Raw genomic sequence first — 14,331 nt, 5'->3', positions numbered from 1 at the left:
TTCAGCGGGTACAGGGCGGGGTCATCCGGGCGTGGAGGAGAGTGCTGCGCGTGAGTTCGGCGCCGTGCTTGTGCTCCTCGTTGAACAGGGCAGTCAGGCCCTTGGGGGCCTTCCAGTGTTCGCGCAGGTTGACGGTGGCGCCGACGTCCTCCAGGAGCGCGTTGACGACCGTCGCGGCCTCGCTGGGCCGGTCGCCCCAGCCGTCGCCCCACCACAGGTGCTCGGTCGGCGTGCAGGGCGCTGGGTGGACCTGCCCGTCGCTGGTGATGAGCCACACGGTGTGGTGCAGCACGACCGAGGCGAGCTCCGCGCCTCCGCCGCTGGCCGGGAGGGACAGCGGGGCGTAGAACCGCCAGGCCGACTTGCCACGGTCGTCGGGGGTGCGCAGGACGGGCATATCGGTGAGCGGGTCGATGAAGAACGCCTCCGCCGCATCGCCGCGGGCGAGGACGGCGTGGGCGGCGGTCGGGTCGCACATCGGTTCGTGCCGTTGCTGTTCTTCGTTCTGTTGTCAGTGCCCGCTTGGGTGAGTTGGCCCTTTCTGGCGGAGCGAAGGCAGCAGGTGCTGCTTGAGGTGCTGGAGAAGCTCATCGTCTGGAGGCGCGCCCGCGTTCGAGTGGTAGCACCAGGTACATCAGGGAGAGGGGGCTCCGAGGTTCGAGCGCCCCCTCTCCGTTGCCCATCAACCGATCGGCCGGGATTCGGGTTCGGTTGTGGAAGTGGACAGTACGCGGACGTCCGATCACCGAGGATAGGCAAGGGCCCTTGCTCATAGGGCGGTGAACCATAGGCCAGAGGAGAAGGAATGAGCGGAGAGCATCTGATTTCCGATGACGAGACTCGTCAGGTCGCGGAGGGCTTCCTGGCGGCTTCCCCTTGGTTGGGCGATGCTGAGTGGGAGAGCATCGTAATCGGTCCGAACGCTGGCTACCTCGCTGGCTTCGACGGTGTCTTCCCTCCTGATGCGGAACTCCGCGAAGGGCAAAAGTGGTCCTGGCAGGTGTCGTTTTCCGACCCCGCAGGAACGAAGAAGGCGCTCTCCCACGAGGTGGTCCTCAAAGGGCTCAGTCACATCGTCTACGGAGACCACACCGGTCCCGAGGGCTTCCACTACATGCGCATCAAGCAGTGGTTCACTGAGCCGACCGAGGCTCGACGGGCGATTCAACTGTCGGAGTCAGACCACTCTCTGATCTGTCAGTGCGCGCTGTACGGCAAGATCGTCTTTGCCACGGGAGAGGCGGAGTCGCTGTTCGGCAAGAAGCTGGACATGTTCGAGGACCAGCGGTCAAGCGGTGGCCAAGCCCTGACGGACTCAACGTCTGACTGAGCCGGCGGACGGTTTCCGGGTGCCATGGCTCCCTCTCTTGAGACGGAGGCCCTCAGCGTCGAGCACAGCTGCAATCTCGCGGCACGACAGGCCGTCCTTGTCTCGGAGCTGGCGGGCGCAGGCGCGGTCGGCCTGCTCCATCTCCTCCTCGGCCAGCTCCTTCTTATGGCCTGCCACCCGTACGGTGGAGCGCCGTACCGTCCGTACGCGGCGAGCCCGGCCGAGCTCGCCGCGCACCAGCCGGCGCCGCGTGCGGCGGCCGTCGGCGCTTCATCAGATACAGGCGCCCCCGCGCACCCGCTAGCCGGAAGTGCTGGCAGACCTAGTGGTACGCACATCGAACCAAGCGGGTCGCAGCAGGTCCACGTCGGCATGGTGTCCCCGGCTGCGGGCAGCCCGGGGACACCGTTTCGCGTTCAGCGCTTCTTTGTCTTCTTCACCTGCGGCTTGTTCCATGCGCCGCGATGCCGCTGGCAGCGGGAGTAGCCCACCATGGCTGGCCTCTGGCAGGGCCTGCCCGTCTTGGTGTCGGTCGATCCGCACTTCGTCTGTTTGCCCACGCTCTTCCCCTCCGGCCAGTTGGCCCGTCCGGTGCGGCCGGGCCGCTGGTTCAACCGTGCTGGCCGACGAGGTGCGGCACGTCGTCCGTTCGGATACGCGGCTGATTTCGAGCAGATCGGCGGCTGGTTCCACTCGTCTGCGGGTGGGGCGCAGCTATAGGTGATCACCTGCAGGTCTTGCCTTCGCTGGGGTCGTAGCGGTGACCACAGGTACACAGGGGCCAGTCGTGGCAGGTGGGGCACTGGGTGTGTGGTCGGCGACCGCGCCGGTTCGCCGCGGCCCTCGCATGCGCGGCGCGCGTTCCTCAGCGGCCGGAGCAGGAAGGTCGGTACGACCATCGGCCGCCCCGCCCGCGACGAGGCCCCCACGCGCTGCGCGAGGTGTGGCTACGGGCCCAAGGGACGATCAGTACAGCTGGATGCGGGTGAGGACGGTGTGCGGCGGGTCGGCGTTGGCAACGATGACGTACTCGGCGACGCCGAGTACCCCGTCCCGGCCGAGCGGCATTCGTCTTTGCTGGGGCCACTTCGCCGAGGCGGTGCTTCCCGGCACCATGCCCCGGGTCTGGTTGATCTGAACTGTCGCCGCGATGATTGCCCCGAAGACCTCGCCCGGCAGAGATAAGTCGGCCAGCAGCGCGTCGACCTCTTCGGACAGTTCACAAGGCCAGCCTTCCGGCTCCTGGCCGTCCGGCTCACTCAACAGGCAGCCCGGCTGCCTGTCGGCGCGCGATGGCCGCCGCGACGTTCTTCGTGGGCAGAGTGCCGTTCAGCGCGGCCTCGGCGAACCGGCCACCGGACGGGTCGGTGTCGAGCATGGCTTCGCACCACCAGCGGCGCAGGACTGCCTCGGCGGCCTCCGGCGCGGCCGCCAGGAGCTCGCGGTAGAACTCCATCCGCCGCTCGCCGTCGAGCGTGGCCGCGATGCCCTCGGCGTTACGCGGCACCCGGTCGGGCTCGTGCGGGTGAATCGGCTGTGTGCTCATGCTGCCCCTTCCATCTGTCCAGAGTCTGCCGCGTCCCGGACCGCCCCGTCGACCGGATCGGCGTTGCGGATGGGAGCGGTGCATGCGGCATCACGCCCAGCATGAGGCTGGACGCGGCAGTCCCAGCGCGGCCGCTGGGCATCGCACCTGTGGGGCACCGCGCGGGACCGCGACCAGTACCTGGACGCCACCAACGACGCCTTGGCCGAACCCGAACCTGGGAACATCGGGCGCCACCCGCCACGGGGAACGGAAGAGCCTGGGTTGCCCCGGATGTCACGGCCCGGGGCGCTCTCGCGTCCAGGGTCAAACGCCGCCCACCGCGCCCCTGGTCGCCTTCGACACCACCTCCAGCGCCCACTCCTCGCCATCCACCCACGCGGACCGCAGAGTGCTGTCGAACGCCCGCTGCTGCCCCTCCAGATCGTCCGGCAGCTGTTCGGCGATCTCCTTCAGCAGCTTCAGCACCTGCACGGTGTGGGCCTCGCTCAAGCGGTCGCCAGCGTTCTCGTTGGTCGTCATGGGGTGGGGTTGCCCAGGGTGCTGTGGTGGGGAACGCCACGATGGGGTGAACGTGGGCGCGGGGCCGCCCCGGGTCAGGTGAGAGGTCGGCCCCGCGGATTCTCCAGGCGGACCGACACTGACTTGGCGACGGGGTCCGCAAGGACCGCCCGATAGCCAGCCGGCGCCAGGCCGTGGTGATCAGTCCAGGGTGCGCTCAACGCATCGCGTCGTCCAACGGATGGTAGAGCAGCCACCGGCCAGCCCCAAAGCGTGAGGACGGTGCGCAGCCCGTCGAGGGCGTCGACGGGGAACCCAGCCATCGGCACCGTCACCGAGCCGGACCCGATAGGGCGCTACGCCGGATCGACCGTGGCGATCAGATCGGACCGCCACATGACGATCTGCGTGGTGTCGAACCCGTACCAGCCCGTGCCGCGGGCCAGGCACAGCCGGGAGTCCTCCTGCGTCCACCAGGCCAGGCGCGCCTCATCGTCTTTGCTGACCTGGTACGGCGCCGACGTGAGCACTGCGGGCTTCCCGGCCTTGGTCCACGATGTGAGGTGGTCCAGCCACCTGCGGTCAGGGTCGCTATTGCCGTAATGCGTGCAACGCTCCGGCACACACCGACGGCTCACGCTGCGCTGGAGCCACACCGGGCAGCAGCCAGCCTCGCTCTGCTTCAGACCGAACCGCTCCGCCCACTCCGTCACGACCCGCTGCGCGGCGCGCCGGTCCCGCAGCGCCTCCTTGTAACGGGCCGGGCTGTCGTCCTTGCGGTAGTGGGAGCGGTCCGGGTCGGCAACCCCGTACGGCCAGGCGACACCACCCAGGTGCGTCTTCCCGAAGATCGGCACGGCACGGGCGTACAGGTCAGATCCTGCTGCGGTCATACCAGTTCTCCATTCGACGGGTGAGTAGGTGTCATGCCGGCACCTACCCTCACACGACCAGTACCCGGGTGGTTGCCCACCGGGCCCCGGAGCACAGGGCCACCATCGCGGCGGGGCAAGCGGGTCAGGGGGCCAGTTGCTCCGGTTCACTGCCGTCGGACGGCACCCGGTGCAGCAACTTGACCAGCAGACGGCCACCGTCGTCCGTGAGATGCACGGTGGTGCTGTGAGCCGCGCTGTACCCACCCACGGTCTTCACCCCCACATCCCGCAGGCTCATCGGCAGCACGTCAGTGCTGATACCCAGCCTGCCGCCGAGCCGATTCGCGTTCTCCGGCGACAGGTGCACGCTGACCTCCCCATTGGGACCACGCTTCGCGTGACTGTCACCGAGGCCGACACACGCCAATGCCTGCGTCAGATCAGTCACCACCTCATCGTGGAGCAGCGTGGCAGCGCTCGCCGCGGCGCGCAGCTTCTCGACGGCGTTCTCCAGACGATCGGCCCACATGGTGGCGTGGTCGAGAAGGTCGTCATCGTCCTCGTGTTCCCCCATGCGGCCGTCCGGGATCTCGGTGCCAACCATGTAGGCGCCGACGGTGTGGAACAGCAAGTCGTCCAGCTCGACAACCGCCCCACGGAGTACTTCCACCACCTCACCGCGTTGGCGGCTCCACGCGGCCGGCGGCTCCGTCACCGGTCCCAACTCCTCCAGCAACTCGGACCACACGAAGGTCTCGAGCGGGGCGCCAGGAGTCCTCCCTGGATCCATGCGGGGCACCTCACGCCACACATCGCTGCCCGGGATAGATCGCCACAGAGCACCCGACTGATCGAGCACAGCACGAACCCACTCGTTCTTGGTCGGGGCAGGGTCGCCGGCATCCCAGGTACGGCGGTCAGTGAGCTGTTCACGACGCTGGCGTGCCACCAGAGACCGAGCGGCCGTCTCGTGCTGCCCCGGCGGCAGCGCCTGCACCTCTAAGTGCTGCATCGCCTCCTCCAAGATCGGCAGGCCGTCGGACAGTCGTGTGGTGTTGAACATGGCAGCTCCTCAGCAGCGGAAGGGGCGGCGACCGTGCCCCGGCCCCATCCTGTCGACGATTTGGCATTGGTTGCTGGGTTTCGGGTAAGTACGTGCCCGAGCACACGGCTGCGCCCCCGCCGGGATGATGGCGGGGGCGCGGGGTCAGGTGGCCGGCCGATCCGACGGCCGGGCCAAGTGGTGTCAGGTGACGACGCGCAGCGCTGGGCGGGCAGGCGCCGTCAGCTCGCCGCCGCCCTGGAAGCCCACGGGGATCAGGCCGAAGACGAAGTGGTTCAGTTCCTCGGGGTCGATGTTCATCTCGGCCGCGATCTCGGACGGCGTCATGCCGATGCCACGAAGAGCTTCGAAGACCTTGGCGAGCAGCTGGCTGTTTTCACGAACGAGGTCGGAGTTCGGTTCGCCCTTCCGGTAGCCCATTTGGGCCAGCTGCTTTGCTGCCTGGTGGAATCGCCATTCGGAGAGGAGCTTCATCGTGCGCAGTCGGTAGGCCAAGGCCATTGCGGAGACCTTCCAGCGGCGCTTGGCGCTGAGGATGCGTTCTACGCTGGCGTTGTTGAGCTGTTGGGCAAGGATTCCGGAGCGGGGCATGAGGAAGGCGGAGGCGAAGCTGTCGGCGGCGGCTTCGGCTTCGGGGCCGCGGGGGGACTGGTATCCGCTGTGCAAGACGAGGTGCCCGAGTTCGTGGGCCGCGTCGAAGCGTCCTCGTTCGCCGGTCTTCCGGGTGTTCAGGAATACGTAGGGCGTTCCATGGCGGGTGGTGGAGAAGGCGTCAACGTCAAGGCAGTCAGGAGCAAGGGAAAAGACGCGTACGCCGTGGGCTTCGAGGAGGTGAACCATGTTGGGGGCAGGGGCTTCGCCGAGGCGCCACAGCCCGCGGACGTGCTCAGCCGCTTGCTCTGGGGTGAGTTCGGGGAGGGCTGGGACGTCGGGTTTGGGGAGAGAGAAGCGCTCCTCGAGCCAGGTGTTCAGGGTGGCGGCGATGGAGCCTGAGCTGAGGGCGCTGTCGCGCTCGGCGGCGCTCATCTTGGACGGGGCACGGAAGCTGACGGCGCCGGGAGGCATGTCAGGGGCCGGGTCGGCGTGGAAGAAGGAGATGGGGAAGCGGAGGGCGGTGGCGAGCGAGGAAAGTGTTTCCGCCGAAGGATTCTTTCGGTGGTTCTCGAAGGCGGTAAGGCTCTGAGCGGAGATGTCAGCCTTGCGGGCGAGGGCGGCCAGGGTCATACGCCGCCGCTTGCGCGCGAGTACCAGCCTTTCGGGGGTAAACACTTTCCTCAGCTCCTGGGGTGAATGACTCTACGAGTCTTCTGCTGTTTTCTTTGGGTCCTTGAGGGCCACGTTGACGTTGGTGGTTTTCTCTTCGGGCTTGTCCAGGAGGTCGATGTTGATTCCCGGGTCGGGCCTGTTGGTGAACACGGGGATTCGCTTGCTCCACTCGTTCACGAACTGTCCGTCCATTTTAACGGGCAGGGACAGTTCTGCTGCCAGCGAGCCGTCCTTGTTCTTCCCGTAGAGCAGGAACCACAGCGGAATTTCGTCCAGCTCGCGGCCGAACGCGATGTCGTCACTTGAGTAGAAGACACCCTGCCCGGTCAGCGCTTCGAATTTCGCGTTGTTCTCCACCAGGTGCGCCATGGCGCGCCCCTTGGGGTTCTTGGACCGCACCTTGGCATCCAGGTCGGCTACGCCGCCGTGGGCGCTGATGGCGGTGATGGCGTGAGACCCGCTGGGGTGGACGACGCGCAGGATGCTGTCGCGCTTCGTCCAGTTCCACGGCGGGTCATGCTTCTCCCTGTCGGTCAAGATCTCGGCTAGGTAGCGGTTCGCGCGGCTCCAGAAGATGGAACCGGGCATGGACGGTGCGTCGAACTCACTGCACATGCGTGCCTGTTCGGCGGCATAGTCGGTGGCTTCGCTGAAGAGTTCCGCGCTGACACCGAGCTGCGCGAGGTCCGACGCGTAGCGCGACGGCTGTTCGCTGTTCACAGCCCCTCCCCTGAGTAGGTTTCAAGAACCGTACCTGAAATGAGGGCCCGTTTTTGAAACCTTGCCGATCATCGCACACATGATCGAATAAGTCACGTCTCGCCGGCCATCTCGTCAGGTGGCCCTACGGGTACTCGCCATTCCTCGCCCGGCCACGTCATATCGTCCAGCCGTCAGAGACACACCCTCAGTCCAGTGGAAAGGACAACGCAGCCGCGGCATCGGCACTTCTCGCATTCCAGCCGAGTGACTCCGCCCGTGCGCATTCACGCCGTACGCCGGATCACGCCTGGTGCCTGAGTCCCGATGTCCGGGCCGCCCAACTTCTGGGCGCGCTCGGCCCGGGCCTGGCGCAGAGCGGCAGCCTCGGTGGCCGCGGCCTGGCGGCGGCGTTGGGCACGGACTGCCTCGATCGGGGCCGACCCATCGTCCGAGACGGCATCCGGCTCGGGGAACGCCCGACGACTGAGCTCGCGCATCGCGCGGGTCTGCCGCTCCAGCGCTTCCGCGATGGCCGGGTCGACGCGCCGGGCGGGCACTGCCTCGCGGTGGGCTTCGAGTGCGCGCCGGTAGCCGTCCGAGGCCGTCTCCCGCGCCTTCACCGGCTCGGCGGGCGCAGCTGGCTGCCCGGCCGGGGCGGCGGCCTCCGAGGCGTGGCCGACCGTACCGGGGGCGGGCGGCAGGACGTGCAGGGTGCGGACTCCTGCGCCCTTGACCTGCTCGTTGGCTGCCGCGATCAGCTTCGGCGCGCTCCAGCGCAGCTTGGTGCCGTAGGCCGGGGCGGCGGGGACGACGTCCAGGCGGCCGGTGTCCGCGTCGAACTTCACCGCCTCGACGTGCCCGCCGAGTTCAGGCGCCGCCGCGGTGAGGATGCTCTCCCATCGGGCGAGGACGCTGCCGCCGGCGGCTGGGGCGACCATGCCGCGCTCGGTCATCATCAGGGAGATCGCGGCGGCAATCCCGAGCGGCTCGCGGCCGTCCCGCCGCACCACCCGCGCCCGGGACCGCTTCGGCTTCTCCTGGCGGCGGCCGCCGTTCTTCTTCGCCGCTTCCCGGGCCGCGACCAAGGCCTGGCGCGCGAGGTCGACGCCGCTCAGCTCGGCGCTCATGCGATCACCGCCCCGGCCGGGTCGCCATCGAGGGGCCGGGCGGCGAGCTCGGGCAGCCGGTCCGCCCACGACGCGGGGCCGACCGCCTCGGTGTGGCCCGCGGCCTGTCCGCGCAGCTGCTCCAGCCGCGCCTCGAGCAGGTACTGGGCGGCGCGCTCCCGGGCGGTGTCGGCGGCCTTGGTTGCGGCGGCGACGGCGTCCGCGCCGTTCGGGTTGGCCCGAAACCAGCGGCGGTTCTGCTCGGTCGCGTATGCCCGGCGGGCCTCGGCTTCGGCTTCCTCGGTCCGGCTGAGCATCGCCAGCGCGCACCGCCGGTACTCCGGCGCCGCCTGCTCCACCGCCTGGAGCGCGGCGAAGGGGAGCGCGGAAGCCGCTGCGACCGGGTTCGTTTCCAGTTCGTCAGGGTCCAGCAGCTCCAGGAACTTCACGCGGGCGGCCTCGATGTCGGCCTCCAGCGACGCGCGGACGTGGGCGGTGACGGCGGCGACGGCGCCCGGGTCGTCCAAGGCCGCGGACCAGGTGGCCGCGACCAGCCCAGCCTCCACGATCAGAGCCTCGGTCCGACGCCGGTAGCCGCACGCCTCGCACAGCCCGGCCGCCCGCTCCTGCCCGCAGTCCTCACACGGCAGCGCCTGACGGACCACTTCCGCGGCCACCGCGGCCGCGCGCTCGCGCTCCCGCTGCTCCTGGGCCGCCGCACGGGCTGCGTCACGGCTGGCCTGCGCCGCGCGGGCCTGCTCACGGCGCCACACGAAGTCCTCCGCCTCCACCGCAGCGTGCTTGCGGAGCCGGTCCTCGAGGACCTGACGGCGCTCGCCATCAGTGAGACCGGGCAGCTGCGCGTCGATCTCCGCCGCAATCCGGGCCCGCCGGGCGCGCCGGATGTGAATCACGTTGCCGCAGTTGTCGCACTCGCCGCCGGTATCCAGGCGGATCCCGTCGTCACACCGCACGTCCGAGCAGGCCGGTCGCTGTACCAGGCCCCGCCGGGTGATCCAACCGAACGGGCTGCTGACCAGGGCCTCACCTCCGGTCTCTTCCAGCCGGTCGGTGAGCCGGTCGGCCAGCAATCGCGCCGCGGCCTCCGGCTGCATCAGCAAGTTCTTCAGCCGCCCCAGCTCCACCGACGCCGACCGCTCGATCTGGTCCTGCTGCCAGCGGTTCAGCTGCTCCCACAGCCCCACCACCGGAGTCAGGACAACCCGCAGATCAAGATCCTTCGGAAGGCCGACCCTCCGCTGCTGCTGTGCTTTTCCGCCTGCCACGGCCCGCGGTCGGGTACTGGCCCCAGCTTCGGCGGGACGTTGCTCGTCTCGCTCATCGGCCGGGGAGTTGGTGGGCTTTTCCCCGCGCAGCGGGCCGACCGTTGCCACCGACAACCCGTCCGTGGCGACGGCGCCGTCGCCATCGGCGGCCTGGCCCTCGCGCACGCACGCGCGCTTCGGCTGACCGCCGTTGCCCTCACGGCCTTCGCCGGAAAAACCACCAGAGAGCTGCGGAGAGACGATGAGAGGAACCACAGATGCGTGGTCTGCGTGGAACTCTGCACCATCGGGACGCTCCCGATCTTCCGCACCCCCGGCACCCTCAGCACCCGGAACCTCAGCTGCACCAAGGGCACCAGCGGTGTCGGCCGGGGCATGATCTCCGACTGCACCATCGGGACGCTGCGAAAACACCGCCTCCGGGCCCGAAGCAGCCTCCACAGACGCCAGGACCCGGCCGTACGCGCGGGCGACCGGCAGCAGCATGACCCGGCCGCGGCCGTTCATCCGCGTCGCCGTCGCCTTCCGCTGCCGCGCCACGACACCGGCCTCCGTCAACCGGGCCAAGACCTTCCGAGCCCCGGACGGCGAGCAGCCCAGCAGCCGCGCCAGCGTCGCCGCCCCGCGCCCCTCCCGTTTCTTCACCGAGCCGCCGCACAGCTGCAGCCAGCCCGACGCGCGCGCGTTCAGCACCATCAGGAGCAGCCCGAGCCGGTCCGTCGCCGCGCCTTTACCCGTACGGCCGGCCAGCAGCCCGGCCGGGATCGGCTCCTTGTCCTTCGACGCCCAGCCCGGCCCGAACAGCGCCTCGATCAGGCGCAGCAACGTCGCCAACTCGGCCTTCGACAGCGCTAGAGGGTGCGCCGCTCCCCCGCCCTTGCGGGCGTTCCACAGAGGCATGATTAGGCAGTCCAGCCCGGTCGGGTGCCCCTTCGCGTCCGTCACCACCTGGGTGTGCAAGGCGTCCGATTTCCGCAGCGGGGACAGCACGTTGCGGTGGACTGTCGACTCGCCCACTCCCAGCCAGCGCCCCAGCTCCGCAGCCCAGATCGACGTCTGGAGGTCGTTCTTCTTGCCCTTGGGCGCCCGCGACTTCGCGTACAGCACGACCGCTGCTAGCCGCGGCGCATCCTTCAACCCGACCAGCGACGGGTCCGCCAGCAGCGCCTGGACCGCGGCGAGCAACCGCAACCGCATCCGCCGTCCAAGGCGCAGCGGTTCATCCACGCCGCCGTCGCCCGCCTGTCCGGAGGCCGGGACTGACCGCAGTCGACGCGGCCGCGGACCCAACCCCCGCCCACCCGCAGCGGCACCCACCGCCGTGGCACTCACCGAACCGCCCGAACAACCAGCCGACGCGTCGGCGGCCGCCGCGCCGCGCACACGGCGACAGGCAGCAGGGCGCGGCACGGCGCGCTGTACGACAGCACGACGCGGCCATGGCCAGAGGCGTGCCGCCCGGCATTCGGGCGACACTCGGACACACGAGCGAGTGTGACGTTCGTCTCGATTGACCGGTGCTCCAGCCGGTCACGCCGGTAAATCCGGCGTACGCGAGCCCGCCAAAGATGGCGAGCCGTGAAGTTGTGGTGCAAGATGTTCCTTGCCTCCCGCCACGCGGGAAGCACAAAAGGGCCTCCCCGCTGGGTGGTCTTGGTTCTCTCCGGAACCTGAAATCGAACCGTTCGATACGGCGGCAACCGGTCGAACAATTCCTCCGTAGGCCCGGCAAGGCCGACGGAGACGCGAAGGGCGCTGGCCTGGTGACGGCAATCACCGGGAGCGACCCGGGGCGGCAACGAAGTCCCGAAAGGGCGCCGCCCCGAAGAGCTAGATCATCCCAACCCCCTCCACGCCAGAGGTGTGCGCTGGGGTGACCACGGGCAACACAAACACCCCGCCGAAGGGCCAGCGATCACGCGTACGCGGCTGCTGGCACCACGGCGGGGTGCGGTGCGTCTGGGAGAGGGTACGGGTACCCTGATCCATGTCGATCACCTAACGGTTGCTGAAGGGTGGTCGGCAGGCCACCGGATCCCTCTCACAAGATCCGTCGGCCACTGTGGCCCCTCCCGGCTTGTCCAAGGCCGGTCGACGGGGCCACTCCACTTTTTGATCAACGTCGGAGACACCCTACTCCCCCACGAGGCGTTGGGGCTTCCAGGGGCGGCCGTGTCGTGGGGAAGCTGGTTCTTCATCAGCCCTCCCGAGTTATCAGCTTCGGGCCGACGTTGCGGGTTTGGCCGGCCGGCCGCTGGAAGAGAACGCCACTCCGGCGGTCCGCTTTGTCGACCGTTCGCACAAGAGTGAAATCGCGGCTGCTGTAGTAGGTCGCTAGGCCGCTGTTGCCCTTCCAGGCGTCAAGACGCAGCCACTGGACTCCTCGATCGGCGGCGCGCTGGCTGGCCCAGTCGAGCATGGCGGACCCAAGCTCCAGTCCGCTGACATCACGGCGTATGGCCATGCGGTGCACGTAGAGGGCAGGTTCAGCGGCCTCCTCGGGCGTCCAGAAGTCGGGGTCGGCGTGAGCGTCGACGGTGATGGTGGCGATGGGAACGCCGTCGTCTTCTACGATCCAGCACTCGCCTGCGGTGATGTTCTCCTTGATGCGTTCGGCGCGGGGCGGGTACTGCCATTGGTCGATCCCACGGTCGCGAAGCCAGGCTGCAGCGTGTGCCCAGAGTTCGGTTACGGTGCGAATGTCGCCTTCAACGGCCTGACGGATTAGTGGATCGGCGCCGAGCGAGGGGCGACTGCGCTCGAAGGCGATGACGTGTCGGTCGCCTGGTAGAACGTTGACGACTGCGCGCACCGGCTTGCCGTCCTGGGTGTAGCCGATGCAGAGGTGCACTGCGACTGGCGTACCGGGACCCAGTTGGAGGCGGTCGGACTCCTCGGGGGTTGGCATACGGACTTGGATCTCGTCCCAAGCGCGGGTCTGTTCGTAGCCGAGTTCGGCGAGCACCGTGTTGGCGCCGCGAGCAATGTCATCGGGGTTCATGATCTCGCTGTCATGAACCAGGGACAGCGGGAAGTGCGAGTCGTTGGTGTTGTACGGCACACCGTCCACGAAGCGGACACGGCGCCGCACGGCCACGAGTTCCCCTTCGCCCAGGCGAAGCCGCTCGCGGATCTCACGGGGAGGGGTGATGACCTGGACCTCGATGCGTTGGCTAGCCTCGCGCCCATCCTCTGCCATCTCGGTGAGGAAGGCGTCGAGTTCCGGTGACAGCGGCCGCTTCCGGAACTCGGCTTGTGGTCTGTAGACCATCGCCCGGCGACTGCGGACGAAGTAGCCCCTTGGGCGGTCGGAGACGATGAGCCCTTCGTTCACCAGCACGCGTAGGCCCTGAACGGCGGTTGACCGGGTGGTGTCCCACTCGGCCGCGATCTCCGCTTCTGTCGGCAGACGTGAGCCCGACCCGAGCGTGCCATCGGCGATTTCCGCGCGGAGCTTGTCCGCGATGCGCTGATAGAGGGCTCGGGGCCTGCCGCTGACTGCCATGGAACCTGTCTACAGGTGTGACCAATGAGTAGTCAATCTACCCGATCAGGTCTTCCCTCTTGACCTGTGCTCGCTCGGGGTGTCAGCATCGACGCGTTGCGCATTGAGTAGTCAATCTACTTCGAGTAGTTCAAGTGCGCGCTACAACTTGATAACTCGTTCGCGTCCGAGGTGACGACCAGCAGGTCACGAGATCCCTCACCGAACGGGAGCACCACCCCCGCACTGTGATGCGGTGTCCACGCGCTCAGGGCCCCACCTGTGTCCCTGAGCTGCGGAGATCGCACCCACATGCCCCTGCACGAGCCGTCGTCACGGAGACCACGTGAAGCCCAACATGAAGCGCCCTCCGCTAAAGATCAGTGAACTCCCCGTCTCCAACGTCCAACTCCGCGAGGGCGAACGCCGATCCATCGTGTGCCCGGACTGCTCCGAGTGGCACCCGTTGCGCCGCAACATGGTCTGGGCCCACCACCTGGAGCGCACCGAGCGCAGGAAGAATGGCCGTCGGTGTCCCGGCAGCGCTCGCCGCGTGGACATCGACGTGGACCTGGCCGAGTGGAGCCGCAAGGTCGCCGAGGTCGACGCCACCGTGACCGGACGCCGCAGTAACCGGGTCAACCGCAAGCCGCGAACCACGACCCCACCGCCGATCAGCCGGATGGGCGCTACCCCGAAGCCGCAGGCTGCCGCGCAGGACCGGCACCGTGAAGCGCTGACTGAGCACCGCGCGAGGTGCCGAGCATGCCAACGCGGCGACTCCTGCTTCGCAGCCAGGGCGCTGCGTGACCGGTACCGGCCTGGCGAGCACACCCTGATCTCCGAGCGGGTCCGCGCTGTTCAGGCCGTCGCCACCCATCGGGTCACTTGCGACGTATGCCGCAACGGGGCTCGATGCCAGGTCGGCCGAGAGCTGGAGCTGCGAGAGCTCCACACCGGAGCCACCTGGACCCTGACCCAGGAGCAGCAGGCGACCCGTGAGCGGGAGCAGCTGCGCACCGAACGTCAGGAGAGTGACGCGCGCGCCCGCTTCCGCGCGGCCCAGTGGCGCCGAGTCGAGCCGTCGGTGCGACGCACGGATCGTCTGCGCCATGAGCAAGCTCGAACGAACTGATCTATCCCTGCACTACCTATCGCCGTCGGCCCGCTGA

13 protein-coding genes are annotated in these 14,331 nt (G+C 68.6%); 2 read left to right on the top strand and 11 right to left on the bottom strand.

Translation table 11 applies throughout. The features are described 5' to 3' along the window. Position 1: 1 nt before the first annotated feature. Positions 2–478, bottom strand: a complete 477-nt coding sequence (locus PV419_RS44690) for a hypothetical protein (RefSeq protein ID WP_319698972.1) — start codon at positions 476–478, stop codon at positions 2–4. A gap of 327 nt (positions 479–805) precedes the next feature. Between PV419_RS44690 and PV419_RS44685 the strand changes: the two genes are divergently transcribed. Continuing rightward, the gene (locus tag PV419_RS44685) at positions 806–1,330 is read left to right on the top strand and encodes a hypothetical protein (protein ID WP_319698971.1); all 525 of its coding nucleotides are present in this window, start codon (positions 806–808) and stop codon (positions 1,328–1,330) included. Positions 1,331–2,296: 966 nt separating this feature from the next. Here the strand turns inward: PV419_RS44685 and PV419_RS44680 are convergent. The 10 genes from PV419_RS44680 to PV419_RS44635 all read right to left on the bottom strand — a co-directional run bounded on the left by PV419_RS44680 (position 2,297) and on the right by PV419_RS44635 (position 13,180). After that, positions 2,297–2,593, bottom strand: coding sequence for a hypothetical protein (locus PV419_RS44680; protein ID WP_319698970.1), 297 nt, complete (start codon positions 2,591–2,593; stop codon positions 2,297–2,299). Next, positions 2,586–2,876 (bottom strand): hypothetical protein, encoded by a 291-nt coding sequence (locus tag PV419_RS44675; RefSeq protein WP_319698968.1) that lies wholly within the window; start codon positions 2,874–2,876, stop codon positions 2,586–2,588. The genes PV419_RS44680 and PV419_RS44675 overlap by 8 nt, the downstream gene beginning before the upstream one ends. Before the next feature lie 306 nt (positions 2,877–3,182). Continuing rightward, on the bottom strand, positions 3,183–3,398 hold the full coding sequence (locus PV419_RS44670) for a hypothetical protein (protein WP_319698966.1): 216 nt from the start codon (positions 3,396–3,398) through the stop codon (positions 3,183–3,185). A 335-nt stretch (positions 3,399–3,733) separates the two neighbouring features. Next, positions 3,734–4,270, bottom strand: coding sequence for a hypothetical protein (locus PV419_RS44665; protein ID WP_319698964.1), 537 nt, complete (start codon positions 4,268–4,270; stop codon positions 3,734–3,736). A gap of 124 nt (positions 4,271–4,394) precedes the next feature. Then, the gene (locus PV419_RS44660; protein WP_319698962.1) at positions 4,395–5,315 is read right to left on the bottom strand and encodes a hypothetical protein; all 921 of its coding nucleotides are present in this window, start codon (positions 5,313–5,315) and stop codon (positions 4,395–4,397) included. Positions 5,316–5,498: 183 nt separating this feature from the next. Beyond that, positions 5,499–6,584, bottom strand: a complete 1,086-nt coding sequence (locus PV419_RS44655) for an XRE family transcriptional regulator (protein ID WP_319698960.1) — start codon at positions 6,582–6,584, stop codon at positions 5,499–5,501. A 27-nt stretch (positions 6,585–6,611) separates the two neighbouring features. Beyond that, positions 6,612–7,301: a hypothetical protein gene (locus PV419_RS44650; RefSeq protein WP_319698959.1), complete on the bottom strand. Its 690-nt coding sequence runs from the start codon at positions 7,299–7,301 to the stop codon at positions 6,612–6,614. Between the two features lie 266 nt (positions 7,302–7,567). Then, a complete protein-coding gene (locus tag PV419_RS44645; protein ID WP_319698957.1) occupies positions 7,568–8,410 on the bottom strand; it encodes a DciA family protein in 843 nt (280 codons plus the stop codon). Then, complete coding sequence (locus PV419_RS44640; protein WP_319698955.1) at positions 8,407–10,902, bottom strand: hypothetical protein; 2,496 nt, start codon at positions 10,900–10,902, stop codon at positions 8,407–8,409. The genes PV419_RS44645 and PV419_RS44640 overlap by 4 nt, the downstream gene beginning before the upstream one ends. Before the next feature lie 970 nt (positions 10,903–11,872). Beyond that, positions 11,873–13,180 (bottom strand): GNAT family N-acetyltransferase, encoded by a 1,308-nt coding sequence (locus tag PV419_RS44635; protein ID WP_319698954.1) that lies wholly within the window; start codon positions 13,178–13,180, stop codon positions 11,873–11,875. 325 nt (positions 13,181–13,505) lie between these two features. Here PV419_RS44635 and PV419_RS44630 point away from each other — a divergent pair, with 325 nt between their 5' ends. Then, on the top strand, positions 13,506–14,294 hold the full coding sequence (locus PV419_RS44630) for a hypothetical protein (protein ID WP_319698952.1): 789 nt from the start codon (positions 13,506–13,508) through the stop codon (positions 14,292–14,294). Positions 14,295–14,331 lie beyond the last annotated feature (37 nt).

The sequence above is a fragment of the Streptomyces sp. ME19-01-6 genome, from assembly GCF_033793745.1.
Lineage (GTDB): Bacteria > Actinomycetota > Actinomycetes > Streptomycetales > Streptomycetaceae > Streptomyces.
The sequence above is the reverse complement of the archived record's forward strand: the minus strand, read 5'-3'. Positions and strand labels throughout refer to the sequence as shown.

Coding starts and splice junctions, on each gene's coding strand:
- PV419_RS44675 (WP_319698968.1), bottom strand. CDS start 2,876: ATGAGCACACAGCCGATTCACCCGCACGAGCCCGACCGGGTGCCGCGT.
- PV419_RS44660 (WP_319698962.1), bottom strand. CDS start 5,315: ATGTTCAACACCACACGACTGTCCGACGGCCTGCCGATCTTGGAGGAG.
- PV419_RS44685 (WP_319698971.1), top strand. CDS start 806: ATGAGCGGAGAGCATCTGATTTCCGATGACGAGACTCGTCAGGTCGCG.
- PV419_RS44635 (WP_319698954.1), bottom strand. CDS start 13,180: ATGGCAGTCAGCGGCAGGCCCCGAGCCCTCTATCAGCGCATCGCGGAC.
- PV419_RS44670 (WP_319698966.1), bottom strand. CDS start 3,398: ATGACGACCAACGAGAACGCTGGCGACCGCTTGAGCGAGGCCCACACC.
- PV419_RS44690 (WP_319698972.1), bottom strand. CDS start 478: ATGTGCGACCCGACCGCCGCCCACGCCGTCCTCGCCCGCGGCGATGCG.
- PV419_RS44665 (WP_319698964.1), bottom strand. CDS start 4,270: ATGACCGCAGCAGGATCTGACCTGTACGCCCGTGCCGTGCCGATCTTC.
- PV419_RS44645 (WP_319698957.1), bottom strand. CDS start 8,410: ATGAGCGCCGAGCTGAGCGGCGTCGACCTCGCGCGCCAGGCCTTGGTC.